Source organism: Hafnia alvei (assembly GCF_034424155.1).
GTDB lineage: Bacteria > Pseudomonadota > Gammaproteobacteria > Enterobacterales > Enterobacteriaceae > Hafnia > Hafnia alvei.
Map to the genome: position 1 here is coordinate 2,392,857 of NZ_CP139992.1, position 22,217 is coordinate 2,415,073.

Sequence of the window (22,217 nt, forward strand, 5' to 3'; positions counted from 1 at the left end):
TGAGTCCCCCTTTTATTGCATCCGTGGCTTATTTCCAGCAAATCAGGCAGTAATTCTTTTTACCGCGACGCAATAAAGTAAAGCGTCCGAACAGACGGTCAGCATCGCTGAAGGTATATTCCGGATCAGACTGTTTTTCACCATTGATGGTAATTGCATTTGACGCGATAGTTTTACGCGCTTGACCACGAGACGGCTGTAGCTCGGAATCCACCAGCGCCTGCTGCAAGTCTGCATCACGCTCTAGTTCAACCATTGGCATACCGTCCTGAGCTAACTGAGCAAAGTCAGCTTCGGTCATTTCGCTCAATGCACCAGAGAACAGGCTCTGGGTAATACGTTTTGCAGCGGCTAATCCTTCTTCGCCGTGAACCATGCGGGTCACTAGCTCAGCCAGCACGTATTGTGCACGCGGCGCTTTGCCACTGTTTTTGTCTTCTTCTTCCAGCGCGTCGATATCCTTCAGATCCATAAAGGTGAAGAACTTCAGGAAGCGATACACGTCCGCATCGGCGGTGTTGATCCAGAATTGATAGAATTTGTACGGACTAGTTTTCTTCGGATCCAGCCATACTGCGCCACCTTCGGTTTTACCGAATTTGGTGCCATCGGCTTTGGTGATCAACGGAACGGTTAAGCCCCAAACCTGTTTCTGGTGCAGACGACGGGTTAAATCGATACCTGAAGTGATGTTGCCCCACTGGTCAGAACCACCGATTTGCAGCTCAACGCCGTGCAGCTCATTCAGGCTAGCAAAGTCATAACCTTGCAGCAGGTTGTAGGAGAACTCGGTGAACGAGATACCCACATCATCACGGTTCAGGCGCTGTTTTACCGCTTCTTTGTTGATCATCTGATTAACAGAGAAGTGTTTACCGATATCACGCAGGAAGGTCAGCACGTTCATATTGCCGAACCAATCGTAGTTGTTGGCTGCAATAGCGCTGTTTTCGCCACAGTCGAAATCGAGGAACGGTGCAACCTGATGGCGGATTTTATCCACCCACTCGTGCACGGTATCCTGCGTATTCAGTTTACGCTCGGTGGCTTTAAAGCTTGGGTCACCGATAAGCCCAGTCGCGCCGCCCACCAAGGCAACAGGTTTGTGGCCTTCTAGCTGGAAGCGTTTCAAGCACAGCAACGGAACCAGATGGCCCAAGTGCAAGCTGTCAGCGGTCGGATCGAAACCGCAATACAGTGCTAGTGGCCCTTGCGCCAGTCGCTCTGCCAACGCTTCTTCATCCGTTACCTGGGCAATGAGGCCCCGCTCTTGCAGTTGTTTAATCAGGTTGCTGCTCGCCATTAAAGACTCCATTAGATTTTAATTTACTACCGCGCGTTCCATACGAGTGATAGTTCGTGCGGGTGATAAGCCCTATAGAATAAAGGGGTCACGCCCATCGCGCTAGATTTAACTGGTGTTTTTCGCTGATTAAGGCGCCAACCGGTCAATTTCCCACGCATCGCCTTGGCGCTGATAAATAAAACGGTCGTGTAAGCGGTTTTCTCGCCCTTGCCAGAACTCCATCGAGTTAATTTTTACACGATATCCGCCCCAGAAGCTTGGCAGTGGAATTTCGCCTTGTAGGAATTTCTGTTTCAGCTCGAGGAACTTGCCTTCCAAGATGCCGCGCGTTGAAATGCGCGATGACTGATGAGATACCCACGCGGCGATTTGGCTGTCTTTCGGCCGACTATGGAAATATTTCATCACTTCTAAGGTAGAAAGTTTTTCTGCCGTACCTAATACGCTGACTTGGCGATCGAGCATATGCCACGGGAAATGCAGGCTAATATGCGGATTCTCTTCCAGCTGTTGCGCCTTGCGGCTGCCCAGATTGGTGTAAAACACCATTCCTTGCTGGTCAAAATGCTTGAGTAACACAATACGCTGATACGGTTGGCCATTTTTGTCTACCGTCGCCACGCACATGGCCGTGGGGTCGGCTAAACGTGCCTCACAGGCCTGTTTCAACCAGCGCTCAAACATCTCCAGCGGATCGTCCGTCAGATCGCTTCGGCGCAGTCCACCACGCACGTATTCACGACGCAGATCGGCAACATCAAACTCGTTGTTTTCACTCATATTCAGCAGTCCGTCACAAGTCCAGAACGCTATTCTGCTCCCGTGGCGGGATAATCTCAATTCACTCACGGCTATCGTTGTCGCTACATTAGCCATTATTGAGGGAGAAAGGAGGCCTACGCGTAAACCACCTCTCCATCTGAAGACGGCAAAAGTTATCTATTAAACTGAATTAAAAGTGGTTTTTTATAACACCAGGAAATTTGCAGATAGGCAGTGACAGTACACCGCATGTTATAGGGACAGTCATCATACGCAAGGGATAAGACGGTTGGGGCCGCTGAAGCAGCCCCAGAAAGGATTAAGATTTCAGCACACAGTCGTTAATAATGATTTGATCGTTGCGTTCGATAAACGCGGTATTGCCTTTAGACCAGAAGGTGTACTTGCCGTCGCTGTAGCGCGCACCGGAAGCAGAAACGACCTGAGGCAACGTCAATTGGTTGCCATCCATGATGAAACTGACCTGATCCTTTTGGTTATCCACGGTTACGGTCAACGATGTGGTGCCACACTGGTAGCTCAACGCCTCAGGTGTAGCCTCTTTATGCGCGGTCTGGCAACCTGCCAGCAATAAAATCGCACCTGCGGTACAGATATATTTCAACATGAACGTTCTCCCACTGTACTTTCAAATTAGATAACAAAATCAAATGGCGTGATTGGCCGGATAGATAGCGCCAAGGACGGTTTCCTGTGAAGCGCCGGTGACGGAAGGCAAGTTACCGGGCAAACCGGATAACGTGCGGTAAGCCAGCCATGCAAAGGCCAACGCTTCCATATCATCGCCGCTCACGCCATAGGCGTCAGTACTACAAACTTCAGTTCCCGCCAGCAACGCCGCCATACGACTCATAATGAGCGGGTTTCTCGCCCCGCCGCCGCACACCAATAAGCGTTCACATCCCCCCGCTAATTGAACCTGATCGCAAATACTGATTGCGGTGAGTTCCACCAGCGTTGCCTGAACGTCTACGGCAGCAATCGGCGGGAATTGAGACAGTTGTTGTTCCAACCATCCCAAATTAAACAGTTCTCGTCCCGTGCTTTTCGGTGCAGGACGAGCAAAATAAGGCGCCGCCAAAAGATGTTGCAATAAAGGCTGATTCACCGAGCCCTGTTTTGCCCACGCGGCATCTTCGTCATAGGCCTTGCCGTGATTACGCCAAATCCAAGCATCCAGCAGCATGTTGCCGGGGCCGGTATCGAATCCTCTGACCGGTAAACCGGGCAAAAGCAGGGAGAGATTGGCAATGCCACCGATATTAAGCACCATGCGTCGCTCTACCGGATGCATGAGTAGCGCGTGGTGGAAGGCGGGAACTAACGGTGCGCCCTGCCCGCCGTAGGCCATATCGCGCCGGCGAAAATCCCCCACGGTGGTAATCGCAGTGAGTGCGGCAACACGGTTATTATCCCCTAACTGCATGGTAAACGGATTCTCGCCCTCGGGCTGGTGCCAAACGGTTTGCCCGTGACAGCCAATGGCCGTAATGTCCTGCGGTGTTAGCGAGGCTTGCTTTAATAAATGGTTAATCGCCTCGGCATAAAGACTTCCCATTTGCCGGTCTAACTCACCGACCTGCGCCAGCGTCACCGCCTGCCCTTGGCACATGCCTAAAATAGATTCTTTTACGGCTATAGGAATGGGATGTGAATATCTGCTTTGCTGTGCAACCATCCGCTCATCAATAGCGGCAATAACAACGTCGATCCCGTCAAGGCTGGTTCCTGACATCACGCCAATGTACCGTCCCGATCTCATTTCATCGTCCTTATTTATTTTCGTTAGTTGAAATTAGCCTCTTGTGACACTAAACGGAACCGGATTTATCTAATTTCCGTGTCAATATCATAAACATTCCTGACCTTTCTTGACGTAATATTTTCCTCGCGAACGATTCGTAGGCTGAGAAAATGCAGTAAAATAGTAAAAGAGTTGGTGATTATTTAAACCGACAAAACTTAAACGGTCGTTTATTGTTGGTTGAGTCAATCATCTGTATGCTACAGCGATACAGGCATTGGTATAGGCAATAGTTTGTTTATAGCCAACCTTTTAGAGTAAACACACAGCCGTAACGACAGGCAACAAACAAGCCAGCGCGTAGAAGGCTAGAATGGAAGGAATATTGTTATGATTAAGCGTCTTATTGTTATCGCTCTTGCCGGCGCTTCATTGGCTGGTTGTGCTAACACCAGCACATTATCTGGTGACGTTTATACTGCGGGTCAGGCTAAAGAAGTTCAGCAGGTTACTTACGGTAGCATCGTGTCAATTCAGCCGGTTCGTATTCAGGCTGGCAACGATAGCAACGTGATTGGCTCTATCGGCGGCGCGGTCTTAGGTGGTTTCTTAGGTAACACCGTAGGCGGCGGTACAGGTCGTAGCTTGGCAACAGCGGCTGGCGCAGTTGCGGGTGGCTTAGCCGGTAACAGCATCGAAGGCGCCGTTAACCGCACCGATGGTGTGCAGTTAGTGGTTCGTAAAGACGATGGCAAAACGATTGCCGTGGTGCAGAAAAACGGCAGCAAACCTTTCGCGGTTGGTCAGCGTGTCATGCTGCTGTCTAGCGGCAGCAGCGTCAGCGTCTCAGCGACTAACTAAGCCTAAATGGTTTAGCTAAACGAGATCACGAAACCGGAGGCAATGCCTCCGGTTTTTTTTGGTTTGCTGTTAGTAATTAAAAATAATTATAATTATTTGTTTTGTAAGTGAATTATATTTTGTTCCAGACGTTCAACTAAGCTAGTCAGCAGTGTCACTTCTTCTGGTGAAATTCCAGATAAGATCTCACCACGTGTCATCGTGATAACGTCATTAACTTCCTTGATAATTGGTGCAGCTTCTTCCGTTAACTTGATGCGTTTAGCGCGGCGATCGTTTGCACAGGTATGGCGCGTAATTAAGCCCTTCTCTTCAAGCTGGTCCAACGTACGAACTAATGAAGGTTGCTCTATGCCGATAGCTTTAGCCAGTTGGATCTGAGACTGCTCCGGCGGCAAACGATTAATATTGTATAGAGTGACCCAATGCGTTTGTGTCAATTCAAGCGGCTTCAAACGCTGGTCGATTAACGCTCTCCATACACGAACTAATCGTGCTAAATCTGAGCCTAGTGTCGATTCCAATTTATTCTCCTTATAATTAGCGTGCTAAGATACTCACCCAGAGTAGCTCCTAGTTTGGTTCTCAATCGTAAAAATTTCAAATGTATATCTATTACCTCCAAAAAATAATCTATGCTTATGGACAATTAACATCTATGTTACCTATAAATCTTTTAAGGGATCGGGAGTGGTAAACATGGACATCCTCTCATCATCACAAGGCTCGCCTTTACCGGATCTGATATTAGGCGCATCGCTCTATTTTCCGCCTATTTTTAAAGCTATTTTACTCGGCATTGTTTTCTGGCTGCTTATTCATCGCTTATTCCGTGATGTGATTTACTCTGGCGATATTTGGCATCCGACACTGATGGATTTGTCAATTTTCGTCATTTGTGTAAGCACCAGTCTTTGGCTATTAACCAGTTGGTAAAATAATATGAAACAGAACACATTACGCTACTTCTCAACGGTTATAGTTTGTGCAATTGCAATCACCGCTGGCTGGTGGGCTTGGAATTATTATATGCAATCACCTTGGACGCGAGATGGAAAAGTGCGTGCCGAGCTCGTCAATATTACACCAGAAGTATCGGGAAAAATAATTAAAGTAAATATCAGTGATAACCAACAGGTAAAACAAGGCGACCTGTTATTTGTTTTAGACCCAACCCCATTCGAAATTGCGCTGAGTAATGCCAATGCCGCGATGGCTAAAGCGGAGTCAGACTTGGCCAAAGCTAACCACGAAGCGACTCGCCGAGGCAACCTGCCGCGTAACGTTATCTCCGCAGAAGACTTAGACGAAGCCCAACTGAATGCGCAAGCAATGAAAGCGAATTATAAATCCGCACAATCTAATTTGGAACAGGCTCAGTGGAATTTACACCACACCAATATTTATGCTCCAGTCAGCGGGTTTATAACTAATTTACAAACCCGCGTAGGAAATTATGCCTCTATTGGCTCACCGCTCGTGGCTCTTATTGATATTAATTCGTTTTATGTGATGGGTTATTTCGAAGAAACTAAACTCAAACATATAAACATCGGAAATAACGTGGATATAACTCTGTATAACGGAAATATTCCATTACAGGGACGCGTAGAAAGTATTGGTCGTGCAATTTATGACCAAAGCGTCGAAAGCAGCGATAATATGCTACTTAATGTAAAACCGAACGTCCCTTGGGTACGACTAGCTCAACGGGTACCGATCCGAATTAAGCTTGAAAATATTCCTAAGGATGTTTTGCTGGTTGCGGGAACCACCTGCACAATTTCTGTTCGCAGCCATTAACAGGACAGTCTTGTGAATTTATCTTGGCTAGATTGGCGCAACACTCCATGGGCAAAAGCCAACGCTGGACAATGGCGTTACGCGCTGCGCAACGCCATCGCAATGTGTTTGGCGCTCTGGGTCGCTTTTTTATTGGATCTAGATGAACCCTATTGGGCGTTTACGTCTGCCGCCGTGGTCAGTTTTCCTACCGTTGGCGGAGTTATCAGTAAAAGTATTGGTCGTATCGCTGGGAGTTTGCTTGGTGCGGCGGCATCGGTTCTGATTGCCGGACAATGTCTTAATGACCCTTGGCTGTTTACCTTTTACATTGCAGCGTGGATTGCAGTATGCACCTACGTCTCGAATCATTATCAAAATAACGTCGCCTACGCTTTTGCTTTAGCGGGTTATACCGCTGCCATCATTGCTTTCTCAACGGCAGAATCTACCGACAGCATGCAAATTTTTGATATTGCGCAAGCGCGTGTCTGTGAGGTCATTACCGGTTTGCTGTGTGGCGCGTTTATGATGATGCTTCTGCCAAGTACCTCAGACGGAACGAACCTGCTCACGTCACTACGCCGCATGCATCAGCGCCTGCTTGAACATGCAGCCATGCTGTGGCATCCAGAAACCACACCGGAAATGCGCGCATCACACGAAGGATTAATTGGCCAAATCCTGACCATGAATATTCTCCGTATTCAGGCTTTCTGGAGTAACCATCGACTGCGTAGCCGTAACAATGTACTTAACTTCCTGCTCCATCGACAGCTACGCTTAACCAGCGTGATTTCCAGCATTCGTCGGATGCTGGTGAATTGGCCCGATCGCCCGGAGGTTTTGCAAGACGTATTACGAGACATCATAAAAGAACTGCAGGATCCCGAGACAAACAAATATCGTTTAGCCAAAATTCTCAGCCGTATTTATCCGCAGGATCCAAGCGATTATCGGCTACGCACGTTTTATCTACGCCTACGTTATTTCTGCTGGCTTTATCTGCAAGGTAGCCGCTGGATACGCCACGTCGAAAACTCAACGCCAGAAGATAGTTTTTCACCGCCAAAGGTTCACAGTATCGCACGGCACACGGACAGTATGGAGTCGGCCTATAATGCCCTGCGCACTTTCGTGGTCATCATTATCGGCTGCGCGTTCTGGATGAGTACTCAATGGGATGAGGGCGCTGGCGCATTAACCATTACAGCCATTACCTGTGTGCTTTATTCCACATCCGCATCCCCCATGACGAGCCTAACCACCTTGTTTAAAGCGATGGTGCTGCTGTCTATTGGTTGCTATCTGGCAAAATTTGGGTTGATGATTCAAATCGACGATTTCTGGGTATTTTGCGCATTCCTACTGCCGGTTCTGCTCACCATGCAGTTGCTCAAACTACAAAATCCCAAAACAGCGGCGCTGTGGGGACAGCTGATTGTCTTTATGGGCTCATTTTTGTTAGTAACCAACCCACCAGAATATAATTACAGCAGCTTCGTAAACGATAACATCGCGAAGATTTGTGGTGTTTTGCTGGCCGCCGTAGCATTTCAGATTTTGCGTCCAAGCTCTGATAAACGTAAAAGCCGCCGAATCATTCGAGCTCTGCGCCTAGATTTTATGGATCAGATAAGCCGTCATCCTCAACAAGATGAAAGCCAGTTCGAGTCACGGATTTATCATCGAATCAGCCAGCTCAACCAAAGCAAGGATGAAGTGTCGCGTATTTGGGTGCTGCGTTGGGGCGTGGTCTTACTCAATTGTAGCCATATTGTTTGGCAACTCCGTGAATGGCAGACGCGTTCCGATCCGCTTTCAGCGGTTCGCGACGTTTGCATACACTGCTTGAAAGGGATCATGACGGAGAAAGGCGTTCAGCATGAGTCGCTCGATGGAACCTTAGCTGAACTGTTAAGGATTAGCGATGTACTGTCTCGTCATCCTGACCAAAGCGGCCGTGATTTAGCCGGTCTGGTGTGGCGCTTATATTGTTCTTTATCACAGTTGCAGCAGAGTGTGGTACCAACGGTGGCAAATAAGGCCTGAAATATCAGAACAACGAGGGTTGTTCCGGCGAGTTAATTTGTTCGGCATTATCGTTGCGCCGCTGACGTAAAAAGCGTTGGCGGCACAAACGCAGTACATCACGTTTTTGTGGATCGCTCAGTTTCATCCAGCCAAACCGCTCTTCTCGGCTACGCATACAGCCGCGGCAATAACCCCGCTCATCCGCCTGGCATATACCTCGACACGGGCTGGGAATTTCAAAAAACTCAAGCTGCTGGGCCACAATATACCTCCTGCTTACCATCCTAAGTGAAGACGCAAACAAGGAACTGAGCAAATCAATTTCTAGTTAATATTCTGTATCTTTATATGTCTGGAAGTAATTCCGCAAGCAGAGCATGGCCTGTCGGCTCTTTTCTGTATGCACTCTCTCAAGCGTTAGCGCATGCAGCTTAAGCGGCGTTGGTCGCCATTCCGGTAATAACACTACCAGATCGCCTCTTTGCAGCTCATGGCTGATTTCATACAGCGGCTGCACTGAGATCCCTAATCCCTCCAAGGTAAATGCGCGCAACACATTCATGCTACTACTGCCGGTGGCGATATCGGGTAAACGAATTTTACACGTCTCCCCGCTGCGTTTTTGTAAGGTGATTGACGTCGGAATCGCATCGTTGGTATTGATCAGCCATTGATGCTGCGTCAATTCATGCGGCGCCTCAGGTATCCCGCTGCGATTTAAATAACGCGGCGATGCACATAACACCATCGGCCACGTTGCGAGCGGATGAGCAATATAAGACGCGTCATCCAGTTGTCGATTGACCCGCAAAGCAATATCCGCGCGAACCTCAATTAAATTGATAATTTCATCGTTAGCTAAGATCCGCAGGCTCAGCTTAGGATGCGCCTGCAATAATGGAGCAAGTGCCTGCGCAAGCGGCGTTCCACCAAGCCCTATCGTTGTGGCAATGCGCAACTCACCGACCAACGTATCGCGCATTTCGGCCAATCGTTGCTCTGCCTGACTCGCCTCATTCAACATAGCTTTGCAGCCAGGGTAAAATGCCGCGCCTGCATCGGTGAGCGTGAGTTTTCGCGTCGAACGATGCAGCAGCGTTACCCCGAGATCTTGCTCCAGCGTTCGCATATGTTGACTCACTGCGGAAGCGCTCATGCCTAAACGTCGCCCCGCCGCACTCAATGAGCCTTCCGCGACAACAACGGCAAAGACCGCCATACGATTAAGTTTATCCATCGAATTACGCCCTTCATCTTGAAGTTTTACTTAAAGAAGTTAGTGGCAATATGCCACTTATCAGCCATGCTGTTAAGGCTTAAAGTTTCTCTATCGCAACCAATATCGCAACCAATGTTGAAAAAGGAATGAATGATGAAACTCGCTATTATCGGTGCAACAGGTTTTGTGGGTCGTGTGGCTGTTCACGAAGCGTTGGCTCGGGGTCATGAAGTGACCGCCATCGCGCGTCATACCAAAGATTTACCCACTAACAGCCATTTGCATATTGCACTTGGCGACGTGACCGACATTGATTGGCTAGCACAAACGTTGAAAGGCGTAGATGCCGTAATTAGCGCCTTTAACCCTGGTTGGACCGATCCCGATTTGTATGCCAACTTTGTCAAAGGCAGCAATGCTATTTTGAAAGCGGTCGAAAAATCAGGTGTGAAACGCTTCTTGGTCGTTGGTGGCGCGGGGAGCCTTGAAGTTGCGCCTGGCGTTGAGCTGATCGATACCCCACAGTTCCCCGCAGAGATCCGCCCTGGCGCGCAAGGTGCTCGCGAGCTACGCGACGCTTTACGTGCAAGTAGCTCACTGGATTGGACGGTATTATCCCCTGCGGCCATGCTGGCACCGGGTCAACGTACCGGCAACTTCCGTTTGGGTACAACGTCATTGCTGATGAACGGTGATGCGCCGGCCAATATTTCCGTCGAAGACCTTGCCGTTGCCATTCTGAATGAAATTGAACAACCACAATTTATTAAGCAGCAATTCACAGCCGCTTACTAAGCCACAATTCCCTCCAAATTCCTCTTTCTCACGGACAGCAATACGCTGTCCGTGAGCGTTTTGTTATCTATAACCGCCTATAATTACTGCATTTAAAATTATTTCTTCACAAACTATCTTCGCTTGCATTGACTTAGACCAACTGGTCTATTAGTCTTTGCCCAAGCCTCGCTATCACGTTTTACCCACGACTAACGAGCAAACCTAAACTTCGTCGCGCAAGATAATGCGCAACAACTGCAACAGGATTGACTATGAAAATCGAAAAGTTATTCACACCAGTCACCGTTGGTGACGTTACTCTACCTAATCGCGTTTTCATGGCTCCGCTGACGCGTTTGCGCAGCACAGAACCGGGTGATATCCCAACGCCGCTGATGGGCGAATATTACAACCAGCGCGCAGGCGCAGGTTTGATCATTACCGAGGCCACACAGGTTTCATTCCAAGCCAAAGGTTACGCCGGTGCTCCAGGATTACATACGCCAGAGCAGCTAGCCGCATGGAAAAAAATTGTGTCTGGCGTCCATCAGCACGGCGGGCATATTGCCGTGCAGCTGTGGCACGTGGGCCGCATTTCTCATAATAGCCTCCAGCCAAATCAACAGGCTCCGGTTGCGCCTTCTGCGATTGCCGCCGATACCCGCACCACCGTACGTGATGAAAATGGTCACTGGGTACGCGTACCTTGCTCAGAACCACGCGCCTTAGAAACCAGTGAAATTTCAGGCATCGTTAACGATTTCCGCCATGCGGTAAGCCTTGCGAGCCAAGCCGGCTTTGATCTGGTTGAACTGCACGCCGCACATGGCTATTTGCTGCATCAATTCATGTCACCGGCTTCGAACCACCGTACCGATCAATACGGTGGCAATATTGAAAATCGTGCACGTTTAACGCTGGAAGTGGTTGATGCTGCAATTGCCGAATCTGGCGCAGGTCGCGTTGGGATCCGTATTTCGCCATTGGGCCCGTTCAATGGTCTGGACAATGGTGAAGATCAAGAAGAAGCAGCGCTTTACCTGATCGGCCAACTTAACCAACGTAAAATTGCATACCTGCATATTTCTGAACCAGATTGGGCGGGCGGTAAACCTTATTCTGAGGCATTCCGTCAGGCGGTTCGCAAACAGTTTAGCGGTGTCATTATCGGTTCAGGCGGTTACAACGCTGAAAAAGCCGAAACGTTGCTGAATCAAGGTCTCATTGACGCGGTGGCTTTTGGCCGTAACTTTATCGCTAACCCTGATTTGGTCGAGCGCTTAGAGAAAAAAGCCCCACTGAATACGCCACATCCAGAAACCTTCTACGGCGGTGACGCCAAAGGCTATACCGATTATCCAACGCTGTAATAGTCATACCTTGGCATAGCTGCCAACCCTCTGACCGCCTCCACTCGGCCAGAGGGTTTTTTATTTACCGCAGCGGCGATTAATCAGGGGCTTTTATTGATCGCTGAAAGTAGGCTGTTACAATGTGTCTACATCCTGTCGCTATTCCAATAGCGAAGCCTTGTCATCAAGGCCATTCTAATTTCAGAGGAAAATTATGCGTTTACTTCATACCATGCTGCGTGTTGGTCACCTGCAACGCTCAATCGACTTCTATACCAACGTTTTAGGCATGCGTCTGCTACGTACCAGTGAAAACGAAGAGTATAAATACTCTCTCGCGTTCGTCGGTTACAGCGATGAAAGCGTAGGTTCCGTTATTGAACTGACCTATAACTGGGGCGTAGACAGCTACGACATGGGCACCGCATTTGGCCATTTGGCATTAGGCGTTGATGATGTTGCGGCAACCTGTGAAAACATCCGCAAAGCGGGTGGCAAAGTCACGCGTGAAGCTGGCCCCGTTAAAGGTGGTAATACTATTATCGCTTTTGTTGAAGATCCTGATGGCTACAAAATCGAACTGATCGAAAACAAACAGGCGGGTGCGGGCTTAGGGAATTAATTTCCCTCCCTTCGGGATAAATCCCGACCGTTTTGCTTAAAAATCCAGCGAACGCATAGCCGTTCGCTTTTTTATGTTTGGCCTGAATGAGAGTCGCCCCACGTTTGCTGACTGCAAACTGCAAAAAAATTTGCCATAATGCGCGCTGCATTCCATAGACCAGAAGTTGAACATGGCTGAAACCACCAATCTTAATACGCTGAGCGCGCGCTTTCGCGGGTTCTATCCTGTTGTCATTGATGTCGAAACTGCGGGTTTTGATGCCAACACCAACGCGCTACTTGAAATTGCGGCAGTCACGTTACGTATGACTGACGATGGATGGTTAGAGCCACATGAAACACTTCATTTCCACGTTGAGCCTTTTGTTGGCTCCGTTCTTGTTCCAGAGGCTCTGGCATTCAACGGTATTGATCCTGAAAATCCATTGCGTGGCGCGGTGAGCGAATACGAAGCCCTGCATGCTATTTTCAAAGCAGTTCGCAAAGGCATTAAAGATCAGGACTGTAATCGTGCGGTAATCGTTGCGCATAACGCGCACTTCGATCATTCATTTGTGATGGCCGCAGCAGAACGTGCTGGTTTAAAACGTAACCCATTCCATCCGTTTGCCACCTTTGATACTGCCGCGCTAAGCGGTTTGGTATTAGGACAAACCGTGCTTGCAAAAGCCTGTATTGCCGCCGATATTCCTTTTGATAGCACTCAGGCTCACTCTGCGCTGTATGATACAGAGCAAACCGCAACGCTGTTTTGTGAGTTGGTAAACCGCTGGAAACGTATGGGTGGATGGCCATTGCCAACACCTGCACCAGAAGAAGCCACCGAATAATCCACCGCTCTTGCTTACTGAACATCGAGTCGGTGTAAGATTTTTTGTTTATAAGTTAACGCGATAAATAATAAAGGCGCCCTTAGGCGCCTTTTATTTTGCTCACAATAATCATCAACGATTACTGTTCTTCCTGTGCAGGATGCTTCGCCGCAGTCTCTTTAATCAGCTGCTGCAATTCGCCAGCGCGGTACATCTCAATGATGATGTCACAGCCGCCAACCAGTTCACCCTCGACCCACAGCTGTGGGAAGGTTGGCCAGTTCGCATATTTTGGCAGTTCAGCACGAATATCTGGATTTTGCAGAATATCTACATAGGCAAAACGCTCACCACAGGCTGACAATGCCTGAACTGCTTGCGCAGAGAAGCCACAGCTTGGCAATTTAGGTGAGCCTTTCATGTACAAAATAATCGGGTTTTCAGCCAGTTGGCGCTGAATTTTTTCAATGGTGGTCATTGTCATTTTAGTTTACTTCCTCTAGCCAGTGTTATGCCTACAGCATGCAAGTGCATATCGAATTATTGTACTGGATTGTACCGAGTGTCGCTCTGAGAAAAAAACGCCATCTTTTGTGTGGCTATTATCTGATTTTCAACACACCGTCACAGCGTAAGCTCAGTTTAATCTAAAAACGTGCTATGCTATATCCGTTTTGCACATGATCAGATATGCAGCGTTTTGTGAATAAAACAGCATCTGATTCAATCATCGTAACATTTAGTCACAAAGAGAATATAAATAGCAGAAATGAATGCTGTTTTGTTGCGGCTGTTTATTTAATACTGTTTGCCATGTTTTTTGCTTGGGACAAAGCCTGGAACCTATCGATGCGTCTATATATCGCGCTCTTTGTTCTGCTGTTTACACAGCTATTTGCTAATGCAGCGAATGCCTCTCCGGGGCATAAAGTCGTTGCCGATCAGCGAAAGTCGCATGTGACAAGTAGCGAATCTGCCGATCGTAAAAAACGAAAACCAGCCACCAGCAAAAAAGAAAAAGCAGCGACGCCTACAACGACAGCCAAAAATAAAAAATCGTTAGAACAAAAGAGCAAAACGACTAAAAAATCAGCGACAACTCAGCCTAGCGCTCTCGCTACTAAGTTTGCCAAAAATAGAGAAGTCGCGCGCAATAAAGCAAATAGCAAAAAAATAGATAAAGCGGTACTAGCATCTATTTCTAACCCTAAGACAAAATCCAGCGCCAAGAAAAGCGGCTCACATTCCACCGCTACGTTGGCTCGCGTAAGTAATAAAAAAACCTATGGCCGCCAGCGCGGTGAATTGAATAGCCATGGCAGAAGCAGCAAAGGTGAATTAGCCAAGCTCAAGCTGAATCAAAACAATATTGAAATCGTTGATGGCAAACCCATTCGTCTGAGTCCTCAGCATAAAAAGCGTTACCAGCATGCTAAGCAAACGGCGATGAATAAGCTGATGAATCAGGTAGGAAAACCGTATCGTTGGGGTGGTGCTTCACCAAGCACAGGCTTCGATTGCAGTGGATTGGTTTATTACGCCTATCAGGATTTACTGAGCATCAAGATCCCTCGTACCGCCAATGAAATGTATCATCTGCGTGATGCGGCTCCGGTGAAAAAAACAGAGCTACAAAAAGGCGACTTGGTCTTCTTCCGTATTAATAATCGGGGTGCCGCCGACCATGTGGGTGTTTATATGGGTGAGGGCAAATTCATTCAGTCACCTCGCACCGGCGAACAAATTCGGATCAGCTATTTAGATAACGATTATTGGCAAGGACACTACGTTGGCGCTCGCCGCGTGATGACGCCAAAAACGATTCGTTAATAGCAGAAGATCATTGTTAAACAGATTTATGGTAGGGATTCATTGCATTTTATGATAATCCCTATCATTTAGATTTACCCCGTCTTTGTATTATCCCCTCCCCTTATTTTATGTTCTGTGGCCGTTTTGAACGAATGGTGCACAAATCGCCAATTGATAACCAAAAACAAAAATTTTGCCTGTTATTAGATTCAAAACTTGCTAAAATCGATCCCCATAACAAGAGCACAACAAGATCGTTTCAATTTTAAAAACCCGCTCACTGACATTAACGTTGGTGTGATGCATGAAACATAAAACACTTACGTGTAACTGTTTCATTGCAAAATAGAGCAATAATAGGAGAGAGCAATGTCTTTTGAATTACCTGCATTACCATACGAAAAAAACGCACTCGAACCGCACATCTCCGCAGAAACCTTGGAATACCACTACGGTAAGCATCACAATACCTATGTGGTAAACCTGAACAACCTGATCAAAGGCACTGAGTTCGAAGGTAAATCACTGGAAGAGATCATCAAGACCTCTACTGGCGGTATCTTCAACAACGCCGCTCAGGTTTGGAACCACACCTTCTACTGGCATTGCCTGTCACCAAAAGGTGGCAACGCACCAACTGGCGCCGTGGCTGAAGCCATTAACAAAGCGTTTGGTTCATTTGATGCATTCAAAGAAGAACTGACTAAATCTGCCATTGGCAACTTCGGTTCTGGTTGGACTTGGCTGGTTAAAAAAGCAGACGGTTCTTTGGCGATTGTAAACACCTCAAACGCTGCAACTCCACTGACCAACGGTGACAAACCACTGCTGACCGTGGACGTTTGGGAACACGCCTACTACATCGACTATCGCAACGCGCGTCCTAAATATCTGGAGAACTTCTGGGCTCTGGTAAACTGGGAATTCGTGGCGAAAAACTTGGCATAAGTTTGCTGAGTGACGTACATGAAAAAGGCGGTCAACTGACCGCCTTTTGTTTTAGCCATGTTAATGGCTATCGATAAAAAACTTAGCGATAAATCAATGTAGCGCAGCAACAAAACTAAAGATAACAATCACAGCCAGTGCTGCGACCGTTGTCATTAGAGAATATTTCAGATCGGTTTCCATTTCTTCTTCTCCCGCATTTCGTTATCAGATCAATTTTGATTATACATAAACACTTGCATAAAGTGTGTGAAATCATTTTCACATACCTTAAATGGGATCGCACGCAGTAAAACTTTCGATTATTCTTTCTGTTAACACACAATTTTGACTTCCCCTTTTGCATTTTATAGGCCAAAATTTACGGTTTACTGCTACGTATCAGCTTTCATAACGTAAAAGAATAGGCTGGCGCTTGATATATCCGCATATTCCTCTCTTTGATGCGATTGTAATCAGTGTATTTTGATGTACGTAAGCAAACGATTAACACAATAGCTATGTCATAGTTACATTAGCTTAGGAGTCATCTGTTTCATGGCAACGATTAAAGATGTGGCAAAACGCGCGGGCGTTTCAACCACGACAGTGTCTCACGTTATTAATAAGACGCGTTTTGTCGCAGAAGAGACCAAGACCGCGGTTTGGGAAGCAATTAAAGAATTGCACTACTCCCCCAGCGCCGTCGCCCGTAGCCTGAAAGTTAACCACACCAAATCGATCGGTTTGCTGGCGACGTCCAGCGAGGCGCCCTATTTTGCTGAGGTCATTGAGGCCGTTGAAAACGCCTGTTACAGCCAAGGCTATACGCTCATTTTATGTAACTCTCACAACAACCCTGAAAAGCAAAAAGCTTATTTAGCGATGCTGGCGCAAAAACGCGTCGATGGATTATTAGTGATGTGTTCTGAATACCCAGAAAATCTGCTGCAAACCCTTGAGGACTACCGCAATATTCCAATGGTGGTGATGGACTGGGGGACACAACGCAGTGATTTTACCGATGCCATTCAGGATAATGCGTTCGAAGGTGGCTATTTAGCCGGCCGCTATTTAATTGAACGTGGTCATCGTGATATTGGGGCGATTACCGGTCAGCTTTCTCGTAACACCGGCGGAGGTCGCCTACGCGGCTTCCTGAAAGCCCTACAAGAAGCCAACATTCCCGCTCGTGATGAGTGGATGGTAGAAGGCGATTTCGAGCCAGAATCCGGTTACAAAGCCATGCATCAAATTCTGTCGCAAAAAAATCGCCCAACGGCGGTCTTTGTGGGTGGGGACATCATGGCGATGGGCGCAATATGTGCCGCCGATGAGATGGGCTTGCGTGTACCGCAGGATATATCGGTGATCGGTTATGATAACGTGCGCAACGCCCGCTACTTCTCACCAGCGTTGACCACCATCCACCAGCCGAAAGAGCGTTTGGGCTCAATGGCCTTTGACATGCTACTCGACCGTATCGTGAGCAAGCGTGAAGATTCTCAAACGATCGAGGTGCATCCAAAACTGGTGGAACGCCGCTCCGTTGCCGATGGCCCATATCTGGACTATCGCCGCTAAGTGATGAAGAACAGCCCTTTTCTGTTAGCGCTGTTCCCCGTTGGGCTGTTCATAGCAGGAGCGCTGCCAATATTGGCAGCGCTCTTGGCACTGATTCAGCCGCTGTCTGACATTTCCTCTTTCAACACCTTCATCCAGCCGTGGACGCTTTTACTCCAATGGCCAGGTTTGATGCGCTCGGTTGGCCTGAGCTTATGGAGTGCAATCGCCGCGACGTTAATATCACTTTGGTTGGCATTAGCGCTTTGCAGTCAGGTTATACAGCGCGCCAGCTGCACCGCTCGCGCTATTTCGAGTGCGATTTTAGCCATGCCGCATATTGCACTGGCGACCGGTCTCATACTGCTGTTATCCCCCTCAGGTTGGCTACTCAGGCTTATATCCCCAACATTTACGGGTTTTGTGCGCCCGCCAGATTGGCCAATCGTGAATGACCCTTATGCCCTATCCTTAATTCTTTTATTGGTGATCAAAGAGACACCTTTTTTATTTTTGATGGCGTTTAACATCGCGGGCCGAATTGATGTCGCTCGCCAGATGCAGGCTGCTAACGCATTGGGTTACCACAGTGAGAAAGCCTGGTGGTTGCTATTAGTTCCGCAAATACTTGTGGCTCTGCGTTTGCCGTTGTTTTGTGTGCTCGCCTTTGGCCTATCCACCGTAGATATTGCGATTCTATTGGGGCCACAGCAGCCCACAACCTTGGCGTTGTTAGTTTGGCAATGGATAAGCGAACCCTCGATGGGGCATCAATCTTTAGCCGCTGCTGGTACGCTGCTACTTATTGTTATCACATTAGCCAGCTTTGGTGCGTGGCGATATGCTGAAAAGAGCTGGTTAACATATTGCCGCAACGCTTATGGACAAAGGCGCAGCACGTGGCGCATGCCGCTTACCCCACTCTGGGCAATGGGTATTGTGTTAACGCTGGGCGCCTATGCGGTACTCTTCGTGTGGTCGGTTGCATGGCGTTGGCCTTTCTCGTCTTCTTTTCCACTACAGTGGAGCTATGATTATTGGCTTACCAGCGTTCATCAGCTTAGTACTCCGATCATAAATAGTCTGCTCATTGCGAGTGTGGCGAATCTGTTAGGTTTACTTCTGTGCGTTGGTTTTTTGGAATGGCAATTTTATACGCGTATAAATACAAACTTATGGTTTCTGCTCGCCCCGCTGTTGACTCCACAAATCAGCCTAATTTTCGGCTTGCAGCACATGGCCGCTTGGTTGGATGTGATTGGTCTGCTGCCCAGCGTGATCTTTGCTCATATGGTGTTTATCGTTCCGTATTATTTTCTTAGCCTCAGCGGCACGTGGCAAACTTTCGATCCGCGGCTGATCTATACCGCACAATCACTTGGAAAGTCGCCTTGGGCCTGTTTCTGGCGCATCAAGATCCCATTATTGAGTAAGCCATTGGCGCTTTCCGTCGCTTTAGGTTTCGCGGTTAGCATGGGATTATATTTACCCACGCTGGGTTTAGGCGCTGGGCGCTTCCCCACGTTGGCAACGGAAACCGTCGCTTATGCATCCGGTATCGATCGCCGCATGGCCGCCGTTGCGGCTCTGTGGCAAACGTTCATCCCACTTTTGGTTTACGGTATCGCGCTATTTTTGCCATTCATACTGACAAGGAACAAAAAACTGTGACGGTTTTAGCGTTTGAGCAATTTCAAGTTTTGCTACATGGCACGCCGCTAACTTCAGCGTTGAATACCCGCGTCGAAGGCGGCCAAATACTCACGCTGATGGGGCCAAGCGGCTGCGGGAAATCGAGCTTATTGCTGGCTATGGCGGGGCATGCTCACGCCCCGCTATCAACGCAGGGAAAAGTGCTGATTGATAGTCAAGATGTGACGGCGCTCCCCGCCTATCAGCGAAAAATCGGGCTGCTATTCCAAGATGATTTATTGTTTCCCCACCTAAACGTTACACAAAACCTGCTTTTCGCCTTACCTGAAAATATCAGCAGAGAAAAACAGCATCAGCAGGTCGCTCAAGCATTGAATAAAATTGACATGAGTGCGTTTTCATCTCGCTATCCCGATGAACTATCTGGCGGCCAGCGCGCCAGAATCAGTTTGTTGCGCACCCTGCTTTCTCGCCCTCGCGCGGTGGCATTGGATGAACCTTTTTCCAAGCTTGATAAATCGCTGCGGCAACAGTTTCGCCAATGGGTTTTTGGCGAATTACAACAGACGAATATTGCCACCCTGCTAGTGACACACGACGAAGACGACGTTCCGCCAAACGGCCAAATCATCATGCTCTAAAACCCTATTCAGGGCTGAGCCACTCTTGATTCATCGTTTCAGTATCACCGAGGTAATCCAGTAACCAATCAATGGCCGGTGAGCGGGTATGGTCTTCCCAAGTGACACAGCAGGCGCTATCTGGAAACGGCTGAGCCAATTGTAAGATCTTCAGCTTACCCGAATGCACCAGCGGTTCCGCCATGTGCGCGGGCATCAGGCCTACGCAAAGCCCATTCTCTAAACAATCGCAGGCTGACTGCCAATCAGGCACCACTAGGCGTCGCTGATTATCTAATAGCCATGTATCGCGCTTAGGCAGATCTCGAGATGTGTCTTCAATACACAAGGCAGGAAAAGGGCGAATTTTGTCATCACTTAACTCGCCTTCCAATTTTGCCAGCGGGTGATCGGGGCTCACCAGACAATGCCAGCGTAGAAATCCCATATCGCGAAAAGAAAAACGCCCTCCGGCCGGAACCGCACGCGTCGCCCCTATCGCCACCTCTACGCGTCCGGCGACTAAGGCATCCCATACGCCATTAAACACTTCGGGGTGGATCATTAATTCCATATCAGGGAAATGACGATAAAAATCGACCACCAATTGGCGGCTTCGACGGGGATTAACGATACGATCGACGGCAACATTTAGCTGTCCACGCCAGCCATTTGCCACCTGTTGGCACTGACGGCGGGTGGAATTCATTTTTTTGATAATAGTTCGCGCTTCATCAACAAAAAATGCGCCAGCTTCGGTGAGTTCAACATCTCGATGACGTCGTTCAAACAGTGACACTGCCAGCCAAGTTTCCAATTGGCGTACCGTGTAACTCACGGCAGACGGCACTCGGTGCAGCTCTTGTGCTGCGGCGCTAAAACTTCCCGTCCTTGCAACCGCATCAACAACCTCTAAGGAGTATTCCGACCACATGTGCGCTACCTCACTTTTCTTGCTTTCAAAAATTTTCATCCATGATAGCAAATATTAGCGTTTCACAAGTAATTAGAGAGATCGCTACACTCCACGCGTCACACATTCATTCTGCAACAAATATATAACGAGTCAAAATAATGCGAACTTCATCATTTTTCATGTTCTATCTGGCCGGATTGAGCATGCTGGGATATCTGGCCACTGATATGTATCTTCCTGCTTTTGGTGCGATGCAGCAGGATCTCAATGCTTCCGCGGGTGTCATCAGCGCAAGCCTCAGCATTTTCCTTGCCGGGTTTGCCTTCGCGCAGCTGGTTTGGGGGCCTCTGTCCGATCGTATTGGCCGTAAGCCGGTTTTAGCCATGGGCTTAACCCTGTTTAGCCTTGGCTGCTTAGGCATGCTGTGGGTGGATACCACTACTGAACTTCTCGTGCTGCGCTTTGTACAGGCAATTGGGGTGTGTTCTGCCGCCGTGACATGGCAGGCGCTGGTTATCGATCGCTACAGCAAAGGCGTTGCCAATCGAGTGTTCGCCACCATCATGCCGCTGGTGGCATTGTCCCCAGCCCTGGCTCCGCTATTAGGCGCGTGGTTACTCAACCATTTAGAATGGCAGGCTATCTTTGCCGTGCTGTTTGGTATTTCTTTACTGCTGCTGATCCCAACCCTCATGCTCAAAGATGAGCGCCGGAAACCCACAGAAAATCAGCCAAAAGAGAACATTAGCTTTTTCCAACTGATGCGCTCCAATATATTCTCCGGCAACGTAATGATTTTCGCAGCGTGTTCCGCTGGTTTCTTCGCCTGGCTCACCGGTTCTCCGTTCATTTTAGGCGATATGGGCTATAGCCCGAATGACATTGGGCTAAGCTATGTGCCACAGACTATCGCATTCTTGATTGGTGGCTATGGCTGTCGTGCGCTGCTGAGCCGTATTGGCGGAAACTTGATGCTGCCATGGCTTTTAGTCGTGTATAGCCTGAGTATGATTGGAATGTTTGCGATGGCGCTGCTGAGCTCTCCGGGACTCTTTGCGCTGTTAGTTCCTTTCTGCATTATGGCCATGGCCAACGGAGCAATTTACCCAATCGTGGTTGCGAATGCACTGACCCCATTCCCAGAAAGCAGTGGCAAAGCGGCCGCATTGCAGAATACGCTACAGCTAGGTGTCTGTTTCTTGGCTAGCTTACTGGTATCCGTTTATGTCGAATCCGCATTATTAGCCACGACAGCTATCATGGCTGGTACTGCAATCTTAGTCGCTGTGGGTTACTGGCTTAAAAGTGACAGCGTCACAAAAAGATTGACTCATGAATCCCTAACGGCAAATGAATCCGACAAAAAACACCTGTCACAGCATTAATTTATTTTTGTCTCCTTTAGCCTAAACCATTGAGCAGCGGTGTAGAT

General features: G+C 48.3%; 24 protein-coding genes. 14 read left to right on the forward strand and 10 right to left on the reverse strand.

The features are described 5' to 3' along the window. Nucleotides 1-28 precede the first annotated feature (28 nt). From tyrS to anmK, 4 genes are all read right to left on the reverse strand, one after another. Nucleotides 29-1,303, reverse strand: coding sequence for a tyrosine--tRNA ligase (tyrS, locus tag U0008_RS11185; protein ID WP_008813567.1), 1,275 nt, complete (start codon nucleotides 1,301-1,303; stop codon nucleotides 29-31). 129 nt (nucleotides 1,304-1,432) lie between these two features. Next, nucleotides 1,433-2,086: a pyridoxamine 5'-phosphate oxidase gene (gene pdxH, locus U0008_RS11190; RefSeq protein ID WP_040044902.1), complete on the reverse strand. Its 654-nt coding sequence runs from the start codon at nucleotides 2,084-2,086 to the stop codon at nucleotides 1,433-1,435. A 301-nt stretch (nucleotides 2,087-2,387) separates the two neighbouring features. Further along, nucleotides 2,388-2,696, reverse strand: a complete 309-nt coding sequence (locus U0008_RS11195; RefSeq protein WP_043493266.1) for an MliC family protein — start codon at nucleotides 2,694-2,696, stop codon at nucleotides 2,388-2,390. 39 nt (nucleotides 2,697-2,735) lie between these two features. After that, entirely contained in the window at nucleotides 2,736-3,851 is a 1,116-nt protein-coding gene (anmK, locus tag U0008_RS11200) for an anhydro-N-acetylmuramic acid kinase (protein ID WP_043493268.1), read from the reverse strand. A gap of 372 nt (nucleotides 3,852-4,223) precedes the next feature. Between anmK and U0008_RS11205 the strand changes: the two genes are divergently transcribed. Continuing rightward, on the forward strand, nucleotides 4,224-4,694 hold the full coding sequence (locus U0008_RS11205; RefSeq protein WP_025801058.1) for an outer membrane lipoprotein: 471 nt from the start codon (nucleotides 4,224-4,226) through the stop codon (nucleotides 4,692-4,694). Between the two features lie 92 nt (nucleotides 4,695-4,786). On the opposite strand, the gene slyA is transcribed toward U0008_RS11205, so the two are convergent. Further along, nucleotides 4,787-5,218 carry a transcriptional regulator SlyA gene (gene slyA / locus U0008_RS11210; protein ID WP_025801059.1) on the reverse strand — a complete coding sequence of 144 codons (432 nt, stop codon included), beginning with the start codon at nucleotides 5,216-5,218 and terminating at the stop codon, nucleotides 4,787-4,789. 175 nt (nucleotides 5,219-5,393) lie between these two features. On the opposite strand from slyA, the gene U0008_RS11215 reads away from it, so the two are divergent. From U0008_RS11215 to U0008_RS11225, 3 genes are read left to right on the forward strand one after another with little or no spacing between them, the layout of a single operon-like run. Then, on the forward strand, nucleotides 5,394-5,630 hold the full coding sequence (locus tag U0008_RS11215) for a DUF1656 domain-containing protein (RefSeq protein ID WP_025801060.1): 237 nt from the start codon (nucleotides 5,394-5,396) through the stop codon (nucleotides 5,628-5,630). A 6-nt stretch (nucleotides 5,631-5,636) separates the two neighbouring features. Then, nucleotides 5,637-6,497: an efflux RND transporter periplasmic adaptor subunit gene (locus tag U0008_RS11220; RefSeq protein ID WP_043493269.1), complete on the forward strand. Its 861-nt coding sequence runs from the start codon at nucleotides 5,637-5,639 to the stop codon at nucleotides 6,495-6,497. Between the two features lie 12 nt (nucleotides 6,498-6,509). Further along, nucleotides 6,510-8,528 carry an FUSC family protein gene (locus tag U0008_RS11225; protein WP_043493271.1) on the forward strand — a complete coding sequence of 673 codons (2,019 nt, stop codon included), beginning with the start codon at nucleotides 6,510-6,512 and terminating at the stop codon, nucleotides 8,526-8,528. A 4-nt stretch (nucleotides 8,529-8,532) separates the two neighbouring features. Here the strand turns inward: U0008_RS11225 and U0008_RS11230 are convergent, their stop codons facing one another. Continuing rightward, complete coding sequence (locus tag U0008_RS11230; RefSeq protein ID WP_025801062.1) at nucleotides 8,533-8,772, reverse strand: DUF1289 domain-containing protein; 240 nt, start codon at nucleotides 8,770-8,772, stop codon at nucleotides 8,533-8,535. Nucleotides 8,773-8,838: 66 nt separating this feature from the next. Then, entirely contained in the window at nucleotides 8,839-9,747 is a 909-nt protein-coding gene (locus U0008_RS11235; protein WP_025801063.1) for a LysR family transcriptional regulator, read from the reverse strand. Between the two features lie 135 nt (nucleotides 9,748-9,882). Between U0008_RS11235 and U0008_RS11240 the strand changes: the two genes are divergently transcribed. From U0008_RS11240 to rnt, 4 genes are all read left to right on the forward strand, one after another. Next, entirely contained in the window at nucleotides 9,883-10,524 is a 642-nt protein-coding gene (locus tag U0008_RS11240) for an NAD(P)-dependent oxidoreductase (RefSeq protein WP_043493272.1), read from the forward strand. Between the two features lie 254 nt (nucleotides 10,525-10,778). Next, entirely contained in the window at nucleotides 10,779-11,876 is a 1,098-nt protein-coding gene (nemA, locus tag U0008_RS11245) for an alkene reductase (RefSeq protein WP_043493274.1), read from the forward strand. A gap of 196 nt (nucleotides 11,877-12,072) precedes the next feature. Then, nucleotides 12,073-12,480, forward strand: coding sequence for a lactoylglutathione lyase (gene gloA / locus U0008_RS11250; protein WP_025801066.1), 408 nt, complete (start codon nucleotides 12,073-12,075; stop codon nucleotides 12,478-12,480). Nucleotides 12,481-12,652: 172 nt separating this feature from the next. Beyond that, the gene (gene rnt / locus U0008_RS11255) at nucleotides 12,653-13,312 is read left to right on the forward strand and encodes a ribonuclease T (RefSeq protein ID WP_043493276.1); all 660 of its coding nucleotides are present in this window, start codon (nucleotides 12,653-12,655) and stop codon (nucleotides 13,310-13,312) included. Between the two features lie 121 nt (nucleotides 13,313-13,433). On the opposite strand, the gene U0008_RS11260 is transcribed toward rnt, so the two are convergent. Continuing rightward, nucleotides 13,434-13,778, reverse strand: a complete 345-nt coding sequence (locus U0008_RS11260; RefSeq protein ID WP_025801068.1) for a Grx4 family monothiol glutaredoxin — start codon at nucleotides 13,776-13,778, stop codon at nucleotides 13,434-13,436. Between the two features lie 365 nt (nucleotides 13,779-14,143). Between U0008_RS11260 and U0008_RS11265 the strand changes: the two genes are divergently transcribed. Together U0008_RS11265 and sodB are read left to right on the forward strand one after the other, a co-directional pair. After that, on the forward strand, nucleotides 14,144-15,124 hold the full coding sequence (locus tag U0008_RS11265; protein ID WP_043493384.1) for a C40 family peptidase: 981 nt from the start codon (nucleotides 14,144-14,146) through the stop codon (nucleotides 15,122-15,124). Nucleotides 15,125-15,475: 351 nt separating this feature from the next. Beyond that, nucleotides 15,476-16,054 (forward strand): superoxide dismutase [Fe], encoded by a 579-nt coding sequence (gene sodB, locus U0008_RS11270; RefSeq protein WP_025801070.1) that lies wholly within the window; start codon nucleotides 15,476-15,478, stop codon nucleotides 16,052-16,054. A gap of 93 nt (nucleotides 16,055-16,147) precedes the next feature. On the opposite strand, the gene cydH is transcribed toward sodB, so the two are convergent. After that, the gene (gene cydH, locus U0008_RS22540) at nucleotides 16,148-16,237 is read right to left on the reverse strand and encodes a cytochrome bd-I oxidase subunit CydH (RefSeq protein ID WP_020303734.1); all 90 of its coding nucleotides are present in this window, start codon (nucleotides 16,235-16,237) and stop codon (nucleotides 16,148-16,150) included. A 354-nt stretch (nucleotides 16,238-16,591) separates the two neighbouring features. Here cydH and purR point away from each other — a divergent pair, with 354 nt between their 5' ends. The 3 genes from purR to U0008_RS11285 are packed head-to-tail and all read left to right on the forward strand — an operon-like array spanning nucleotide 16,592 to nucleotide 19,890. Then, on the forward strand, nucleotides 16,592-17,617 hold the full coding sequence (gene purR / locus U0008_RS11275) for an HTH-type transcriptional repressor PurR (protein WP_025801071.1): 1,026 nt from the start codon (nucleotides 16,592-16,594) through the stop codon (nucleotides 17,615-17,617). 3 nt (nucleotides 17,618-17,620) lie between these two features. After that, nucleotides 17,621-19,267 carry an ABC transporter permease gene (locus tag U0008_RS11280; protein WP_043493277.1) on the forward strand — a complete coding sequence of 549 codons (1,647 nt, stop codon included), beginning with the start codon at nucleotides 17,621-17,623 and terminating at the stop codon, nucleotides 19,265-19,267. After that, complete coding sequence (locus tag U0008_RS11285) at nucleotides 19,264-19,890, forward strand: ATP-binding cassette domain-containing protein (protein ID WP_043493279.1); 627 nt, start codon at nucleotides 19,264-19,266, stop codon at nucleotides 19,888-19,890. Before U0008_RS11280 ends, U0008_RS11285 begins: the two co-directional genes overlap by 4 nt. 4 nt (nucleotides 19,891-19,894) lie before the next feature. Here the strand turns inward: U0008_RS11285 and punR are convergent, their stop codons facing one another. Further along, on the reverse strand, nucleotides 19,895-20,803 hold the full coding sequence (gene punR, locus U0008_RS11290; RefSeq protein WP_043493387.1) for a DNA-binding transcriptional activator PunR: 909 nt from the start codon (nucleotides 20,801-20,803) through the stop codon (nucleotides 19,895-19,897). 140 nt (nucleotides 20,804-20,943) lie between these two features. Between punR and punC the strand changes: the two genes are divergently transcribed. Continuing rightward, the gene (punC, locus tag U0008_RS11295) at nucleotides 20,944-22,170 is read left to right on the forward strand and encodes a purine nucleoside transporter PunC (RefSeq protein WP_043493280.1); all 1,227 of its coding nucleotides are present in this window, start codon (nucleotides 20,944-20,946) and stop codon (nucleotides 22,168-22,170) included. The last annotated feature ends 47 nt before the right edge of the window (nucleotides 22,171-22,217 follow it).